Raw genomic sequence first — 15,949 nt, 5'->3', positions numbered from 1 at the left:
ATCGCCCGATGCCGACCTCTCGCCGTGACCTGCTGCGCTGGCAATTCGATCTCACCTGGGCCCTGTTCGACCTGCATCTGCGGGAACTCGTCCCGGACGACTACCGCTGGGAACCGGCGCCGCTGGTCTGGACCGTCCGGCCGGGCCCGGACGGCTCGTGGATCCCGGACTGGTCCGACACCGAACCCGATCCGATTCCGGTGCCGACCATCGCCTGGCTCACCTGGCACATCGGCTGGTGGTGGTCGGTGACCCTGGACCACGCCGAGGGCAGTCCGGCCCGCGACCGCGGCGACGTCCACTGGCCCGGCGAGGAGCAGGTCCCCGACTGGCTGGACGACCTGTGCGACCGCTGGCGCACGCGGCTGGACAGCTATACCGAGGCCGATCTCGACGCGCCCGCCGCATTCCCCTGGGGCGAGGACGCGGACAACACGATCGCCCACACGGCCGCCTGGGTGAACGCGGAACTGATGAAGAACGCCGCCGAGATCGGTCAGCTGCGGCTGCTGCGCGCGGCCCGATAGGTTCGCTGGCCGGTAGCGAACCAATTGTGGTGGCGCAGAAGATGATTGCAATGTTAAGCAGTCTTGCTTATCTTGCCGGATTCTGGCATTCTGACCTGTTCGGTTGATCCGAGCCACCCGATTTCGGGTGAACCCCGTAGAACTGCCCGGCCGGGACGGCCGAGGGGTGGACATCGGCCGGATCAACCGTATCGATGGCCATAGCGTCCCGCCCGGGCCGGTTCGCCCGGATACGCTGTCGTGGGCGCGGATTCATCGCCCATCCGGTAGCGTTCGGCACGACGTGGGGTCCGTCGCGGGCCCGCACGACGTGGATGACCGAACGCGCGAGGAGGGCAGTTGGGGGAAGGGCTGCAGGATGTCGTGCCGCGGTTGCCCGAGTTGGTATCCCGCCGCTTGGACTCCGACCCGACCGTCACCCCCGATGTCGCTCGCACGGTGCTGGACGCCCTCGGCGGCGAGCCCGACCGCACCCACTCCGGCCTAGGGCACACCGGAATCTTCCTGCGCGCCATCCGGGTTCGCGGCTTCCGGGGGATCGGCCCGGCCGCGGCGCTGGAGGTGCAACCGGGGCCGGGGCTCACACTGGTCGTCGGCCGCAACGGATCGGGCAAGTCCAGCTTCGCCGAGGCCGCCGAGCTGGCGCTCACCGGCGTCAACCGCCGCTGGGAGGGCCGCTCCGCGGTCTGGCGGGAGGGCTGGCGAAATCTGCACGACGGCAGCGTCTCCCGAATCGATCTGGAACTGACCACCGCGGGCCCGGACGGCGAACTCACCATCACCCGGGAATGGCCGGACGGCGCCGACCTCACCGGCGGCACGTGGACGCAGCGGCGAAAGGACGGCGCGCCCACCGAATTTCACGCCGAGGGCTGGGCGCGGGCGCTGGAGCTGTATCGGCCGTTCCTGTCCTACAGCGAGCTCGGCGCCCTCGTCGACGGCCGGCCCAGCGATCTGTTCGACGCCCTGCATCAGCTGCTCGGCCTCGACGATCTCACCGCGGCGCAGGAGCGCACCCGCATCCGGCGGCTCGAATTGGAGCGTGCCGCACGGCAATCGCGCGACGAGCGCAGCGCGCTGCTGGTGGCGCTGTCCACCGTCGCCGACGAGCGCGCCACCCGGGTCGCGGAGCTGCTACGGGCAACGCCGCCGGATCTGAAGGCGATCGGAAGGGAGCTGGCGGGCGCGCGGCACGATCCGACGGGTGCGGCCGCCCTGCAGGCCATACTCCGGTTGCGGCTGCCGGAGCCGGCCGAGGTCGATGCCGCCGCAGTCGATGTCGACCGGTGCGCCGCGGATCTGGCCACGCGCTCGACGGGAGATACCGAATCCGAACTGCGCGTGCTGGATCTGCTGCGCCGCGCCCGCACCCATGTCGACGCCGCCGGAGCCTGTGCCTGCCCGGTCTGCGGCCGCGGCGCCCTCGACCAGTCCTGGCAGCGCGAGACCGATGCCCAGATCGCCCGCCTCACCGATCGCGCGGCGGCGCTCACCGCCGCCCGCGTGGCGCTGGAGCAGGCCGTCGACCGGGCGCGGCTCCTGGTGAAACCGGTTCCGGCGGAACTGGATCCGCCCCCGCCGCAGGCGCCGAACGTGGATACCGGCCCGGCGCGGCGCACCTGGTCGGCGTGGGCGGCACTCAGCGATACCGGCTACGACCCGGACCTGGCCGACCGGCTCCGCGTAGCGCACGCGGACGCGGTACGCGGCCTGGAGACGCTGCGCCGTTCGGCCCGTAAGGAATTGGATCGTCTCGACGCGGTGTGGACCCCGCTGGTGCCGCGCATCGCCGCCTGGCTGCAGGAGGCCACGGCGGTGGCCGCGGCCGAACCGGAACTGCGCACCATGCGCCGCGCCGAGGAGTGGCTCAAGTCCGCCGCGGCGGGCCTGCGCGACGAGCGGATGGCGCCGCTGGCCGATCACGCCCGCCGCATCTGGCGCGGACTGCGCCAGCAGAGCAACGTGGACCTGGGCGCGATTCGCCTGCAGGGCAATGCCGGAGCCACCCGCAAGGTGCTGCTGGACGTCACCGTGGACGACACCGGCGGCACCGCGCTGGGCGTGATGAGCCAGGGCGAGCTGCACGCGCTGGGGCTGGCGCTGTTCCTGCCGCGGGCCACCGTGCCGGAGAGCCCGTTCGGCTTCGTCGTCATCGACGATCCCGTGCAGGCGATGGATCCGGCCAAGGTGGACGGGCTGGCCCGGGTGTTGGCCGCCGCCGCGCGCAGCGGCCGACAGGTCGTGGTGTTCACCCACGACGAGCGCCTGGCCGAGGCGGTGCGGCGGCTGCGCCTGGACGCCACCGTGCTCGACGTCCAGCGGCGGGAGCGTTCCACGGTCGAGATCCGGGTCGCCGAGGATCCGGTGCGCCGCTACCTCAGCGACGCCAACGCCCTGCTGCGCACCCGGCAGCTGCCCCGGGCCATCGCCGCGGAGCTGGTCGTGACCTGCTGCCGCTCGGCGATCGAGGCGGCCGCGCTGGCCCGGGCCCGGCGCACGCTGCTCGGCGCCGGCGTCGACCATCGGGAGGTGCAGCGTCGCGTGGACGCCGCCCGCACCACCTGGGAGAAGGTGTCGCTGGCGGTGTTCGGCGATCCGGACCGGGTCGACGATCTCAACGCCCTGCTCGACCGCGAGGCGGCCTGGGCGCGGTCGGTGCTGCGCGACGCGGCCGCGGGAGCGCATATCCGGATCGATCGGGGCGGCGGCGAACTGCTTTCCGGCACAAGGAAACTCGTCAAGTGGATCAATCCCTGACCCCGACCGTGGCCGAGCGCCTGGCCGCCGCCGACGAGCTGCTGCGCGGCTCGGTCACCGACGCGGGCGGGCTGTGGTCGCGCGCGACGGTATGGATCCTGCGCATCGTGCTGGAGCAGTCCATCGATCAGCTGTGGCTGCGGGTGGCGCCGCCGCTGGCGCGCTGCAGCATGCGGGCGCAACTGCTGGCCCTCGAGTCCTATACCGGCGCCGATACCGCCGCCCGGATCGCCGCGCTGTGGGCGACGCTGTCGCGGGCGGGGCACCACCAGGACTACGAGCTGGCGCCGACGGTCGTCGAGCTGCGTGGCTGGTACGACGAAACCACCCGGCTGACCGAGGAACTGGAGGGGCTGGGCCGCGCCGCGGACATATCGGCGAGCTCTGGATAATCGACGAATGCCCGATCGTCCCGCCGTGACCGCACCGTGCCCCTGCCGCAGCGGCGAGACGTTCGTCGAGTGTTGCGGACCCCGCCTGGACGGCAGCGGGCCCGCCCCGACCGCCGCGGCGCTGATGCGGTCGCGGTATACGGCCTTCGCCGTCGGCGACGCCGACTACCTGATGAAAACCTGGCACCCCCGCACCAGGCCGCGGCGGCTGACCCTCGACCCGCGGCGGCGCTGGCTGTTCCTGGAAATCGAGCGCACCGAGCAGGGCGGACCGTTCGACAACACCGGCATCGTCGAATTCCGCGCCCATTACCGGGACGGGGACCAGCGGGGGTTCCTGCACGAATGCAGCAGGTTTGCCAGGGAGCGCGGCGCCTGGGTGTACATCGATGGTGATATCGAATTGTAACGTTTGCTATGAATGTGCTCACAAGGGTTGCGATCGTCCCGCCGCGCTCATAATGTTCCGGATAGAAATACGACGGGACCGAAGCAAAGGGGTTGCTGGAAGAAAGTTTTCACGCAAATCCGCCCCCGATGCCTCGCGTAGGGTTCGGATATGCCACACGTCGCGATCGAGTACTGCACCCAGTGCCGCTGGCTGTTACGGGCGGGCTGGATGGCCCAGGAATTGCTGAGCACCTTCGGCACGGAGCTGTCGCAGGTGGCCCTGGTTCCGGGTTCGGGTGGGGTCTTCCGCATCACGCTCGACGGCGAACAGATCTGGGAACGCAAAGCCGACGGCGGGTTTCCCGAGATCGCGGTACTCAAGCAACGGGTCCGCGATCGCATCGATCCCGATCGCGACCTCGGCCACATCGATCGCGCCTGACCGGGTGTCACCGAATCGATACAGCCGTCGGACATGATCTCGGACGTACTCTCGTTGGAAGGGAGTACGAGGAGGTGCGGAAGATGAGCACTCAATACTTCGAGCCGGCAGCCCCGGGCATGGATGAAGTGGGTCCCGGACCCGTCGCGCGGACCACGGCCGGCGACGTGCGCGGTGTGCGGGAAGGATCGGTGCACGTCTGGCGCAGCATTCCCTATGCGGCCGCACCCGCCGGACCGAAGCGGTTCCGCCGCCCCCAGCCGCCCGAGCCGTGGGACGGGACGCGCGACTGCACGGAGTTCGGCGAGATCGCCCCGCAGTCGATGGGCGCCATGGTGCCGGTGGACTCCGGCCTGCGGATGGGGGAGGACTGCCTGTGGGTGAACGTCTGGGCGCCCGCCGCCACCTCCGACGAGCCGCGCCCCGTGATGGTGTGGCTGCACGGCGGCGCGTACTGCCTCGGCACCGCGGCCCAGGGCATCTACGACGGCGGCAAGCTCGTCGAGACCGGCGGGGTCGTCGTGGTGGGGGTCAACTACCGGCTCGGCGCGCTCGGCTTCCTGGACCTGTCCTCCCTCGGCCACGACTTCGTGCCCAACCTCGGCCTGCACGATCAGGTCGCCGCCCTGGAGTGGGTGCGTGACAACATCGCGTCCTTCGGCGGCGATCCGGGCAATGTCACCGTCTTCGGCGAGTCCTCCGGCGCCGGCTGCGTCACCGCGCTGCTCACCTCGCCGCGGGCCGCCGGGCTGTTCCACCGCGCGATCGCCCAGAGCCCACCCGCGACAACGGTTTTCGGACCGGAGCGGGCGGCGGGCGTGGCGCGCCGATTCCTCGATCTGCTGGAGCTGCCGCGGGAACGGGCGAGCGAACTGCTGGAATGCCCGATCGAGCGGATCGTCGACGCCGCGGGCATCCTGCTCGACGAGGTGCCGCTGCAGTCGCCGGGCCGTCTGGCGGCCGCGCCCGTGGTCGACGGCGACCTGCTGCCCGCCTATCCGACCGACCGCTTCCAGGAGGGCCGCTCGCACCGGGTGCCGCTGCTCATCGGCACCAACCGGGAGGAGGCCTCGCTGTTCCGGTTGTTCCGCTCGCCGATCATGCCGGTCACGCCGGACGCGGTGAACGCCATGCTGAACGCGGTGGCCGCCGACCATCCGGAGCTGCCCGCCGAGCGCATCGCCGAAATCACCTCCGCCTACCCGGATCTGGACAAGATGCGCGGCGCCCTGGCGATGTCCACCGACGCCGCCTTCCGGATGCCCGCGCACTGGGTGGCCGATGCGCACTCCCGCCACACCCGCACCTGGATGTACCGCTTCGACCAGGCCACCCCGATGCTCAAGGCGGCCCGGGTCGGCGCCGGTCACGCCACCGAATTGCCCTATGTCTTCGGCAATTTCGGCACCCTGAACCACGATCCGACGTTCTGGCTGGGCGGCCGCAAGGCCGCGACGGAGGTATCGGGCCGGATGATGCGCCGCTGGCTGGCCTTCGCCGAGCACGGGGTGCCCGCGGCCCTCGACGGCTCCAAACACTGGCCGCCTTACCGCGAGTCCACCCGCACCACCCTGGTCATCGATGCCGCCGATCGCGTCGTCGACGACCCGGACCACGACCTGCTCACAGCCTGGGGCAACCAGGTCGTCGGCTTCAGCTGATTCCTGCCACGAACACGCCGGAATGACCGGGGAGGACGGTTTCTAGACCGTGGCCGTCTGCTCGGCGCGCTGACCGAGCAGGACGGGCAGGTGGCTGTAGCCGTGCAGGGTGAACAGTGGTCGCCGCTGCGGCGTGCCCGAGAGCTTCAGGTCCGGGAAGCGCTCGAACAGGGCACGCAGCGCGTACGTGCCCTCCATGCGGGCCAGGCTGGCGCCGAGGCAGACGTGGATGCCCGACGAAAACGTCAGGTGCTCTTTGGCATTGGCGCGGGTGATGTCGAAACGGTCCGGATTCTCGAAGACCTTCGGGTCGCGGTTGGCGCCCGCGAGCAGCAACACGACCGTGGTGCCCTCCCGCACCGGCGCACCGCCGAGCTCCAGGTCCCGCCCGGCGATCCGCGCGGTGTTCTGCACCGGCGCGTCGAAGCGCAGCACCTCCTCGACGGCGTTCGGCCACAGCTCCGGCTCCTCGCGCAGGCGGGCCAGCTGGTCGGGGTGGTTCAGCAACTGGACGACGCCGTTGCCGATGAGGTTCACGGTGGTCTCGAACCCGGCGCCCATCAGCAGCGTCGCCGACGCCTTGAGTTCGCGGTCGTCCAGCTCACCGGCCGTCACCAGGCCGGAGAGAATGTCCTCGCCGGGCTCGCGGCGCAGCCGGGCGATGTGGTCGTCGAGGTAGCGGTCCATTTCCACGATCGCGGCCGAGGCGGTGCGGTTGGTGCGCCAGCTGGTTCCGATATCCAGCAGCGGCGAGGCCGCATCACCCCAGGCGAGAAACCGTTCGCGCTCGTGGTCGGGAAAGCCGAGCATCTCGGAGATGATCGCGATCGGGACCTGTGAGGCATAGGCGGCCACCAGATCCGCGGAGCCGCCGGACGGCAGGGCATCCAGGAGCTCCACGGTCACCGATTCGATGCGCTCCCGCAGCCGCCCGATCGCGCGCGGGGTGAATGCCGACGCCACCGGCTTGCGCATCCGGGTGTGGTCGGGCGGATCGATCACCAGCATGGAGGGCGGGCTCACCGGATTCGGCGGCAGCTCGGTCCGCTCCATGAAGCGCCGTAGCGGCTTGGGTACGAACCCCTCGGCGGCGGCGACACCGAAGGTGTTGTCGCGCAGCACGGTACGGCACAATTCGTGATCGGTCGTGGCCCACCCGAGCGGAGTGCGCACGATCCGACCCTGTGCCCGCAGCGATTCCAGCAGCGGCACCGGATCCTCGACCGCGGCGGGTGCGGACATCAACTGCGCCAGCGCTTCCCCGCGCCGGGAGTAGGTCTTCAACACCAGTCGCGGCCCGCCCTGCACCACCAACCACCGAAACCAGTACCGCGGCTTCATCGCCATCCCCGTTCGTCGTCCGGCTCTGCTCTCACCGTACGGAACAATGCCCCGGAGTGAAACGTCCCACAGTCGGAGCACAACCCCTACCCGGGTAGGACAACCGACCAGTCCGTCGCGTCAAGTCCCGCACCAGCCCTCGCCGCACCCTCTGCGTGTTCCCGCACCCCCTGTAGCGCTCTGCAACGGGTGCGCGAACGCGCAAGGCGTGCGTGAAGCGTGGTGCTCGGGGGGTGGGGGGTGGTTAGGGGCGGGTGGTGGTGACGTGTTCTGTGCGGATGTGGTTGTCGAGCTTGGTGGGGTCGGGGTTGACGACCTGGAGGAGGGAGGCGCCTGCGGTGTAGACGGCGAGTAGGCCGTCGATCAGTTCGGTCGGGGTGTCCCACGGGGTGCTGGACAGCACTCGGTCCTCGGCGGAGAATCCCTGGCGGGCAGCGGATTTGCGGGCCTCGGCGAGTACATCGGCGACCGGCATGCCGTCCAGGGCGACACCCACCCCGCCGGGGAGGAACTGGTCGCCGTGCGTGCGCACCGACGTCGCGAAGTCGGTGACGCCCAGCGGCAGATCGCGTACCGGGAGGCCCATCGGATCCAGCGACAGCGCCGCCACCTCGGCGACGTCCTCGACATCGGTGAGCCGGTCGGCGGTGACCAGCGCCAGCTCGGCGTCCTCGTCCGGCCGCAGCACCACCTCGGCGCCGGCCCACCAGCAGCCCAGCAGCACCGCCGCGGTCTGCCAGTGCGCGGGCAGCAGCACGGCGACCCGGCCGCCGGGCGTGATGCCGAATTCGTCGCGGATCAGGTTGGCGGTCTTGGCCGCCCAGTTCGCCAGCGTCAGCGCGGACAGCTCGATGCGGGCGCCGGTGGCGTCGTCGTAATACGTGATCCGGGGTCCGGCGGGGTCGCGGGCGAGGATGGGATCGAGCAGGGCCTCGGTGACGGTCTGGTTCAGTTCACGCATTTCGGTCCGTTCTGGCCGGCATCGATGGGTGGTGCCGGCGGCACCGGAGTCGCCGTGCCCGTCCCCGAGGACCCGGACAGGTCGAACAGGCTGCCCGCCGCCGAACCCGGACCAGAGTAGTCACCGGCGATCACCACCCGCACCGCCCCCTCGGGCAGTCCGGACTCCGCCATCACGGGCAGCCCGCCCAGGGCCTTGGCCACCGCCTTCGCCTTCTCGTCGGAGGTGGAACCGGCCAGCACCCGGCTGCTCTGCACCGGCCCGCCGATCCAGTTGTCCACCGTGCCGGTGCGGAAACCCTTGCCCACCAACGCCTGACCGACCTGCCCGGCCAGGCCGGGGGTGCCGCTGGCGTTGTACACGTCCGCGGTGACCTTGGACGGGGCGACCGCGCCCGAATCGTCGTCGCCGGACTTCCCGCCGACCATGCCCGCGACGTATGCCTTCACCGCCGACGGATCCACCTTCACCACCGATTCGCCGTCGGCGGTGCTGCCGTTGAGGTCCTTGACCGGAATCGTCTCGAACTTCACCTGGCCGCCGGACAGGTCCTGCAGCTGCTGCAGGAACTGCACCACATCCCAGTCCTCGTCGAGCACGATGGTGCGCCCGACCGCATCGCTGAGCTGCTGCAGCTTCCCCGGATTGGCGAGGATTCTCGCGCTCAGCGTCTGCTGCACCAGCGACGCCATGAACACCTGCTGGCGCACGATCCGGTCCAGGTCGCCGCGCGGCAGATCGTGGCGCTGGCGCACGAAGCTCAGCGCCTGCGGCCCGCTCAACCGCTGCTCCCCGGCCGGGAAGTCCGCGCCCGACAGCGGTTCGTCGACTGCCTCGTTCAGGCACACCTCGACACCGCCGACCGCATCGGTGAGCAGGACGAAACCGAGCAGGCTGACCTCGGCGTAATGGTCGACGGTGATCCCGGTGAGACCCGCGACCGATTTGATCAGCGCCTGCCGCCCGGTCTGGGTGGACTGCTGTTCCGCGTCGGCATCCGATTTACCCTGCGCGAGCAGCTTGGCGCGGGCGCCCTCCTTGGCGTTCCCGTACGCCGAATTGATCTTGCCCATCCCGGCTCCCGGGATGTCGACATAGGAGTCGCGGGGGATGGAAACGGCGGTGGCGGAGCTGCCGTCGTTGGGCACGCGAACCAGCACGATGGTGTCGGTGTTGGTGCCGACCTCGTCGCCGGCGTGCAGCATGGCCCGCTCGTCGTCGCTGAGCGGGTTGCCGTGCGCGTCGGTGCGGCTGTCGATACCGACCATCAGGATGTCGGTGGCACCGTCCTTGGCGCCGCCCAGGCCCAGGTTGCCGATCCGGTTGATCCCGGAGATCAGGCCGTCGACGCTGTGCCAGCCGAATCCGGTGACGACGAACACGATGGCGGCGGCGGCCATGGCCAGCGTCCGCGCCGATCGGTTCGGCGGCCGTCCCCCGACGCCCCGCCGCGCCCGATTGCCGTGGAGCGGCGGCAAACCGGCGCTGCGCGGCCGCACCGATTCACTTCGGCTCTCCGGCACTCTTCCGTTCCTTTCGGGCATTTCGCCCAACCCCGGCCTGACGGCCCCGTACAGTGATTGGTTTCCCCGGAACGAGGCTAGCCAACGCGGCGGCGCCGACGGTTCAACCGCTGATGGCGCGGCGTGCCAGACTGGCCGCGTGACTGCTGTGCCCCCGCCCGCATCTCCCGGAGACGCTGCCTCGACCGGTACCGCCCCGTCGCCCGACGGTGCCGTATTTGCGCAGGTTGCGTCGTCGCCGGGGAGCGCCGCCGGGGAAGCACGGCGGCTCGTTGTCACCGGGGCCGCGGGTCAGCTCGGTCGTGCCTTGCTCGCACTGGCACCCGATGCCGTCGCACTGGGCCGCCGCGATCTGGACATCACCGATCCCGAGGCGGTACGGGACGTGCTGCGTCCCGGCGACACGGTGGTGAACTGCGCCGCCTACACCGCTGTCGACGCCGCGGAGTCCGATCCCGACGCCGCCTTCGCCGGTAACGAGACGGGCCCTGCCGTGCTCGCGGCCGCCTGCGCCGAGGTGGGCGCCGGGCTGATCCACCTTTCCACCGACTACGTATTCGACGGGACCGCCGACAAGCCCTACGAACCCGACGATCCGACCGGCCCCACGAGCGTCTACGGGCGATCCAAACTGGCGGGCGAGCGGGCGGTGCTGCGGCTGGCCCCGTCCGCGCACATCGTGCGCACGGCCTGGGTGTACACCGGCGACCACGGCGATTTCGTCGCCACCATGCGGCGGCTGGAACGCGAGCGCGACACCGTCAAGGTGGTCGACGACCAGATCGGTTCGCCGACCTTCGCCCCCGACCTGGCCGCCGCGCTGCTGGACCTGGTCGCGCGCCGCGCTGCGGGCGCCCCCGTGCCGCCGATCCTGCACGCCACCAACGCGGGCCGGGCGAGCTGGTTCGATCTGGCCCGCGCGGTCTTCGCCGGTGTCGGCGCCGATCCGGAGCGGGTGCGGCCGTGCACCAGCGCCGAATTCCCGAGTCCCGTACGGCGCCCGGCCTATTCGGTGCTGTCGGACCGCACCTGGATCGATGCCGGGCTGAATCCGCTGCGCGATTGGCGCGATGCACTGGGGGACGCGCTGCATCGCCTCGCCGACTAGGCTGCACGGTCGTGAGTGAGCGAACCCCCGACACAGCGCGCCCGAGCCTGGCGGTCGTCACGGTGACCTATTCCCCCGGTGAGCATCTCGAGCACTTCATCAGCACCCTGGCCACCGCCACCGACGAGAAGCCGCAGGTCATCCTGGCCGACAACGGTTCGACCGACGGAACTCCCGAGCTGGCCGCGGAGGCGAACGAGCACGTGCGCCTGCTACGCACCGGCGGCAACATCGGCTACGGCGGCGCCATCAACCGCGCCGTCGCCGAGATCGACCCCGAGATCGAGTTCATCGTCCTCGCCAACCCGGACATCCGCTGGGGCACCGACTCCATCGATGAGCTGCTGGCGGCCGCCGAGCGCTGGCCGCGCGCGGGTGCGGTGGGCCCGCTGGTGCGCGAGCCCGACGGCAGCCTGTACCCGTCCGCGCGCGCGGTGCCCGGCCTGCTCGACGGCGCGGGGCACGCCGTGCTCGGCACCGTCTGGCCCGGCAACCCGTGGACCCGCAGCTACCGGCAGGAGAACGAACAGATCTCCGAGCGCACCGTCGGCTGGCTGTCGGGCTCCTGCCTGCTGGTGCGCCGCGCCGCCTTCGATGCCATCGACGGATTCGACTCCCGTTACTTCATGTACATGGAGGACGTCGACTTCGGCGACCGCATGGGCCGCGCCGGCTGGCACAATGTATTCGTGCCGTCCGCGGAGGTCACGCACGCGAAGGGCCATGCGGCCGGGCGCAATCCGGAGGCCATGCTGCCCGCCCATCACGCCTCGGCGTACCGCTTCCAGGCCGATCGGCATCCGCACTGGTGGCAGGCGCCGTTGCGGCTGGCGCTGCGCGCCGGACTTGCGATTCGCTGCAAGCTTGCGGTTCGATCTGCGCTGCGCGAGCTGCGCGCGGCGCAGCAGCAGTAGTGCGCGAAGAGTTGAACCACGCGCGCGTGGACCGAACCTGAACAGGGGAGATTGATGCCGGACACCGACACCAGGCCCACCGCCGACAACGGGACCGATGCCGTGATCCTGGTCGGCGGCCAGGGCACCCGGCTGCGCCCGCTCACGCTGTCGGCGCCCAAGCCGATGCTGCCGGTGGCCGGTCTCCCGTTCCTGCACCATCTGCTCGCCCGCATCGCCGACGCCGGGATCACCCACGTCGTGCTCGGCACCTCGTTCAAGGCGGAGGTGTTCGAGGAACACTTCGGCGACGGCGCGGACCTGGGTCTGGAGCTCGAGTACGTCACCGAGACCGAGCCGCTGGGCACCGGCGGCGGCATCCGCAACGTGCTGCCGAAGCTGCGCGCCGACACCGTGATGGTGTTCAACGGCGACGTGCTCGGCGGCACCGACCTGGGCGCGGTGCTCGATACCCACGTCTCCGCCAATGCCGATGTGACGCTGCATCTGGTGCGGGTCAGCGATCCGCGCGCGTTCGGTTGCGTGCCGACCGACGACACCGGCCGGGTGACCGCGTTCCTGGAGAAGACCCAGGACCCGCCGACCGATCAGATCAACGCCGGATGCTATGTGTTCCGGCGCGAATACATCGAGAAGATTCCCGCCGGGCGCCCGGTGTCGGTGGAGCGCGAGGTGTTCCCGTCGCTGCTGGCCGAGGGCGCGCACATCCAGGGCCATGTCGACACCTCGTACTGGCGCGATATGGGCACCCCCGAGGATTTCGTCCGCGGCTCCGCGGACCTGGTGCGCGGCATCGCCCCCTCGCCCGCGCTGCCGGGGCAACGCGGAGAGTCCCTGGTGCACAACGGCGCCGGGGTCGCGCCGGGTGCGCTGCTGATCGGCGGCACCGTCGTCGGTCGCGGCGCGGAGGTCAGCGCCGGCGCCCGGCTGGACGGTGCGGTGCTGTTCGACGGCGCCCGCGTCGAGGCCGGGGCCACCGTGGAGCGGTCCATCATCGGTTTCGGCGCCCGCATCGGCCCACGCGCCCTGGTCCGCGACGCCGTGATCGGCGACGGCGCCGAGGTCGGTGCCCGCTGCGAACTACTACGCGGCGCCCGCGTCTGGCCCGGCGTCGAAATCCCCGACGGCGGCATCCGCTTCTCCACCGACGTCTGAGCACCGCATCGGAAATTCGCCGCTCACGGAGTTGTGAGCGGCGAATTCTGTTGCGGGGACCGGTATTCCGTGTCAGGCGGCCGCAGGGATGGGCTGCGGGACCGGCTTGCCGACCGCGCGCCGCTCGCGGATCAGCAGCGCGCCGGTCAGGGCCATGCCGACCGCGGTGAGGCCGTGCACGCCGAAAGCCATTGCGGCGGAACCGTGGTGACTCAGCACGGTGATCATGTCGCCGACGGGAGCGAGGGCGAAGGTGAGTACCGCGATGCCGAGGGCGAAGCGCTGCCGGGCGAGGAGCAGGACCAGGATCACCATGCCCGAGGTGACGTCGCGGACTCCCTTGATATTCAAGAACGCGGCGGCCTCGCCGTGCGGCCAGGCCGGCAGTCCGAAGCCGGCGGCCGTCGACTCGGGCGCTACCAGGAAGCCGGTGCCGAAGTAGAAGACGAAGGCGACGAGGGCGAGGACGAGGGCGGTGGCGATGCGGGAGAGATTCATCAGGTGCTCCAAAATCTAGCGCTGCTAAATGATAGAGCAACGTTAACTCGTGCACGGCTCGCTTGTCTAGCGGTGCTAGAATTTGGGCGATGAGCACGCAGACACGAAAAGAACGCCAGCGCGCCGAGCGGCATCAGCAGATCATCGACACCGCCCGCGAGATAGCCGAGGCGCAGGGCTGGGATGCGGTGACGGTGCGCCGCCTGGCCGATGCGATCGAATACAGCCAGCCGGTGCTCTACAGCCATTTCGCGGGCAAGGACGCGATCCTCGCCGCCGTGGCCGAGCAGGGCTGCGCCGAGCTGGCCGAGCGCTTCCGCCGGTTACGCACGGCCGCCGCGACTCCCGAACACGCGGTGACGGCGGTCGCCCGCGGCTACCTGGAGTTCGCGCGCACCAGCCCGGCCCTCTATGACGCCATTTTCGTGCTCGATGTGGATCTGAAGTTCGGCCCCGACGCACCGCAGGCCCTGCGCGACGCCTTCGGTGAGCTCCGCGCGGTGTTCACCCCGTTCGCCGGCGACGACGATCCGGAGCCGTTCACCGAGGTCGCCTGGAGCGCACTGCACGGCCTCGCCACCCTCGACCGGGACGGCAGGCTGCGCCCCGACCTCCGCGACCAGCGCCTGGCCATTCTCGTGCGGCACTGGACCCGCGACTGAAATCCGTTGACCCGGTTGGTCTCCCGGGAACGCCCCGCGGCCGTCGTCGACCAGCCGCCGGGTGACTCTGGTCATGGTCGCGGGCCGGGCGGTCCGGTGGGCATACAGTGGGAAATATGGCGGACGCTGTAGTGGTCGGGTCGGGGCCGAACGGGCTTGCTGCGGCTGTGATTCTCGCCCGGGCGGGGCTCGAGGTCGAGGTGCGCGAGGCCGCGGACACCATCGGGGGAGGGTGCCGGACCTCGGAGCTCACCCTGCCGGGATACCGGCACGACGTGTGTGCGGGCGCGCATCCGATGGCGCTGGCGTCACCGTTTTTTCGCGCCTTCGATCTGGCCGCGCACGGTGTCGACCTGCTGGCGCCCGATGCCTCCTACGCCCACCCGCTGGACGGGGGAGTGGCCGGTGTGGCGTGGCGCGACCTGGACCGGACGGTGGCCGACCTGGGGCGTGACGGCGGCGCCTGGCGCCGGTTGTTCGGGCCGCTGGTGGCGAACTGGGAGCGGCTCGTCGAGCTGGGGATGTCGGATCTGCGGCATCCGCCGCTGGACGCGGTGACCGGGGTGCGATTCGGGCGCAGGTTGCTCGAGCAGTCGAGTCCGCTGTGGGATCTGCGTTTTCGCGAGGAGGTCGCGCCGGCCTTGTTCACCGGTGTCAGCGCGCACGCCATCACGCCGCCGCGGGCGTTCTCTGCCGCCGGGGTCGCCCTGCTGCTGGGCAGCCTGGCACATGCGGGCGGCTGGCCGGTGCCGCGCGGCGGGAGCCAGGCCATCGTGGACGCGCTGGCCGCCGACATCGAGCTGCACGGCGGCCGCGTCGTGACCGGGCACCGGGTCGACTCGCTCGCCGAATTCGACAGTGCGCGAACGGTTCTGCTGGATACCGCCCCCGCCGAGCTGCTGCGCCTGGCGGGTGATCGGCTGCCCGCCCGATACTCGCGGCAACTGCGGCGATTCCGCTACGGCGGCGCCGCGTGCAAGGTCGACTTCGCGCTGTCGGGCCCGGTGCCGTGGCAGGCGGAGGGCTGTGCGAGCGCGGGCACCCTGCACCTGGTCGGCACCCGCGCCGAGGCCGTCATCGCCGAAAAGGCCGTGGCCGCAGGCGAACACGCGGAGCGCCCGTACGTCCTCGCGATCCAGCCCGGGGTCGTGGACCCGACGCGCGCGCCGGAGGGCGGCCACACGCTCTACGCCTACGCGCACGTGCCCAACGGCTCCACCCGCGATGTCAGCGCCGCCGTCATCGCCCAGATCGAGCGCTTCGCACCGGGTTTCCGCGACCTGATCCTGGCCCAGCACGTCCGCACGGCCTCGGCCATGCCCGCCTACAACGCCAACTACGTCGGCGGCGACATCGCGGCGGGCGCAATGAACCTGTGGCAGACCGTCTTCCGGCCCGCCCCGCGCTGGAACCCGTACGCCACACCGCTGCCCGGCGTCTACTTCTGCTCGTCGGCCACCTCGCCCGGCCCGGGCGTACACGGCATGTCCGGCCTCCACGCCGCGGGACACGCCCTGCGCGACCGCTTCGGCATCCGCACCGCCCCGCTCGAGCTCCTCGGAAGCGGCCGGGTCGGCCGCCCGCAGCGCCTGCCATAGCGGGCGCAACTCTTCCCGCA

At 71.0% G+C, this 15,949-nt stretch carries 15 protein-coding genes; 11 read left to right on the top strand and 4 right to left on the bottom strand.

What is annotated here, in order from left to right; all coding sequences use genetic code 11:
• Positions 1–8 precede the first annotated feature (8 nt).
• The 6 genes from NM1_RS01480 to NM1_RS01455 all read left to right on the top strand — a co-directional run bounded on the left by NM1_RS01480 (position 9) and on the right by NM1_RS01455 (position 6,169).
• Entirely contained in the window at positions 9–527 is a 519-nt protein-coding gene (locus NM1_RS01480) for a DinB family protein (protein WP_068012922.1), read from the top strand.
• A 339-nt stretch (positions 528–866) separates the two neighbouring features.
• Positions 867–3,284 carry an AAA family ATPase gene (locus NM1_RS01475; protein ID WP_246010926.1) on the top strand — a complete coding sequence of 806 codons (2,418 nt, stop codon included), beginning with the start codon at positions 867–869 and terminating at the stop codon, positions 3,282–3,284.
• Complete coding sequence (locus tag NM1_RS01470; protein WP_068012920.1) at positions 3,269–3,676, top strand: hypothetical protein; 408 nt, start codon at positions 3,269–3,271, stop codon at positions 3,674–3,676. Before NM1_RS01475 ends, NM1_RS01470 begins: the two co-directional genes overlap by 16 nt.
• Before the next feature lie 7 nt (positions 3,677–3,683).
• The gene (locus NM1_RS01465) at positions 3,684–4,085 is read left to right on the top strand and encodes a YchJ family protein (RefSeq protein WP_174556823.1); all 402 of its coding nucleotides are present in this window, start codon (positions 3,684–3,686) and stop codon (positions 4,083–4,085) included.
• A gap of 150 nt (positions 4,086–4,235) precedes the next feature.
• Positions 4,236–4,508, top strand: coding sequence for an Rdx family protein (locus NM1_RS01460; RefSeq protein ID WP_068012915.1), 273 nt, complete (start codon positions 4,236–4,238; stop codon positions 4,506–4,508).
• A gap of 119 nt (positions 4,509–4,627) precedes the next feature.
• Positions 4,628–6,169: a carboxylesterase/lipase family protein gene (locus tag NM1_RS01455; RefSeq protein ID WP_068012913.1), complete on the top strand. Its 1,542-nt coding sequence runs from the start codon at positions 4,628–4,630 to the stop codon at positions 6,167–6,169.
• A 42-nt stretch (positions 6,170–6,211) separates the two neighbouring features.
• Here NM1_RS01455 and NM1_RS01450 read toward each other — a convergent pair whose 3' ends face one another.
• The 3 genes from NM1_RS01450 to NM1_RS01440 all read right to left on the bottom strand — a co-directional run bounded on the left by NM1_RS01450 (position 6,212) and on the right by NM1_RS01440 (position 9,871).
• On the bottom strand, positions 6,212–7,510 hold the full coding sequence (locus NM1_RS01450) for a cytochrome P450 (RefSeq protein WP_068013019.1): 1,299 nt from the start codon (positions 7,508–7,510) through the stop codon (positions 6,212–6,214).
• A 244-nt stretch (positions 7,511–7,754) separates the two neighbouring features.
• The gene (locus tag NM1_RS01445) at positions 7,755–8,471 is read right to left on the bottom strand and encodes a TIGR03089 family protein (RefSeq protein ID WP_068013017.1); all 717 of its coding nucleotides are present in this window, start codon (positions 8,469–8,471) and stop codon (positions 7,755–7,757) included.
• Positions 8,459–9,871: an LCP family protein gene (locus NM1_RS01440; RefSeq protein WP_068012910.1), complete on the bottom strand. Its 1,413-nt coding sequence runs from the start codon at positions 9,869–9,871 to the stop codon at positions 8,459–8,461. The genes NM1_RS01445 and NM1_RS01440 overlap by 13 nt, the downstream gene beginning before the upstream one ends.
• A gap of 262 nt (positions 9,872–10,133) precedes the next feature.
• On the opposite strand from NM1_RS01440, the gene rfbD reads away from it, so the two are divergent.
• Genes rfbD through manB form a run of 3 tightly spaced genes read left to right on the top strand, consistent with a single transcriptional unit; the run spans position 10,134 to position 13,171 of the window.
• The gene (gene rfbD / locus NM1_RS43705; RefSeq protein ID WP_281278062.1) at positions 10,134–11,102 is read left to right on the top strand and encodes a dTDP-4-dehydrorhamnose reductase; all 969 of its coding nucleotides are present in this window, start codon (positions 10,134–10,136) and stop codon (positions 11,100–11,102) included.
• A gap of 11 nt (positions 11,103–11,113) precedes the next feature.
• Positions 11,114–12,016 carry a glycosyltransferase family 2 protein gene (locus tag NM1_RS01430; RefSeq protein WP_084519049.1) on the top strand — a complete coding sequence of 301 codons (903 nt, stop codon included), beginning with the start codon at positions 11,114–11,116 and terminating at the stop codon, positions 12,014–12,016.
• Positions 12,017–12,070: 54 nt separating this feature from the next.
• Positions 12,071–13,171 (top strand): mannose-1-phosphate guanylyltransferase, encoded by a 1,101-nt coding sequence (manB, locus tag NM1_RS01425; RefSeq protein WP_068012906.1) that lies wholly within the window; start codon positions 12,071–12,073, stop codon positions 13,169–13,171.
• Between the two features lie 72 nt (positions 13,172–13,243).
• Here manB and NM1_RS01420 read toward each other — a convergent pair whose 3' ends face one another.
• A complete protein-coding gene (locus tag NM1_RS01420) occupies positions 13,244–13,669 on the bottom strand; it encodes a DUF4267 domain-containing protein (protein WP_068013013.1) in 426 nt (141 codons plus the stop codon).
• Positions 13,670–13,758: 89 nt separating this feature from the next.
• Between NM1_RS01420 and NM1_RS01415 the strand changes: the two genes are divergently transcribed.
• Both NM1_RS01415 and NM1_RS01410 read left to right on the top strand, forming a co-directional pair.
• Positions 13,759–14,331 carry a TetR/AcrR family transcriptional regulator gene (locus NM1_RS01415; RefSeq protein WP_068012903.1) on the top strand — a complete coding sequence of 191 codons (573 nt, stop codon included), beginning with the start codon at positions 13,759–13,761 and terminating at the stop codon, positions 14,329–14,331.
• A 116-nt stretch (positions 14,332–14,447) separates the two neighbouring features.
• The gene (locus NM1_RS01410) at positions 14,448–15,929 is read left to right on the top strand and encodes a phytoene desaturase family protein (RefSeq protein ID WP_068012901.1); all 1,482 of its coding nucleotides are present in this window, start codon (positions 14,448–14,450) and stop codon (positions 15,927–15,929) included.
• The last annotated feature ends 20 nt before the right edge of the window (positions 15,930–15,949 follow it).

This window comes from Nocardia mexicana NBRC 108244, assembly GCF_001613165.1.
Taxonomy (GTDB): domain Bacteria; phylum Actinomycetota; class Actinomycetes; order Mycobacteriales; family Mycobacteriaceae; genus Nocardia; species Nocardia mexicana.
This window is presented reverse-complemented; position numbering and strand designations above follow the sequence as displayed.

Bases quoted from the DNA above. Each gene is read 5' to 3' on its own strand.
- NM1_RS01465 (WP_174556823.1), top strand. From the start codon at position 3,684: ATGCCCGATCGTCCCGCCGTGACCGCACCGTGCCCCTGCCGCAGCGGC.
- NM1_RS01455 (WP_068012913.1), top strand. From the start codon at position 4,628: ATGGATGAAGTGGGTCCCGGACCCGTCGCGCGGACCACGGCCGGCGAC.
- NM1_RS01410 (WP_068012901.1), top strand. From the start codon at position 14,448: ATGGCGGACGCTGTAGTGGTCGGGTCGGGGCCGAACGGGCTTGCTGCG.
- NM1_RS01480 (WP_068012922.1), top strand. From the start codon at position 9: ATGCCGACCTCTCGCCGTGACCTGCTGCGCTGGCAATTCGATCTCACC.
- NM1_RS01445 (WP_068013017.1), bottom strand. From the start codon at position 8,471: ATGCGTGAACTGAACCAGACCGTCACCGAGGCCCTGCTCGATCCCATC.
- NM1_RS01415 (WP_068012903.1), top strand. From the start codon at position 13,759: ATGAGCACGCAGACACGAAAAGAACGCCAGCGCGCCGAGCGGCATCAG.
- NM1_RS01420 (WP_068013013.1), bottom strand. From the start codon at position 13,669: ATGAATCTCTCCCGCATCGCCACCGCCCTCGTCCTCGCCCTCGTCGCC.
- NM1_RS01450 (WP_068013019.1), bottom strand. From the start codon at position 7,510: ATGAAGCCGCGGTACTGGTTTCGGTGGTTGGTGGTGCAGGGCGGGCCG.
- NM1_RS01460 (WP_068012915.1), top strand. From the start codon at position 4,236: ATGCCACACGTCGCGATCGAGTACTGCACCCAGTGCCGCTGGCTGTTA.
- manB (WP_068012906.1), top strand. From the start codon at position 12,071: ATGCCGGACACCGACACCAGGCCCACCGCCGACAACGGGACCGATGCC.
- NM1_RS01440 (WP_068012910.1), bottom strand. From the start codon at position 9,871: ATGGCCGCCGCCGCCATCGTGTTCGTCGTCACCGGATTCGGCTGGCAC.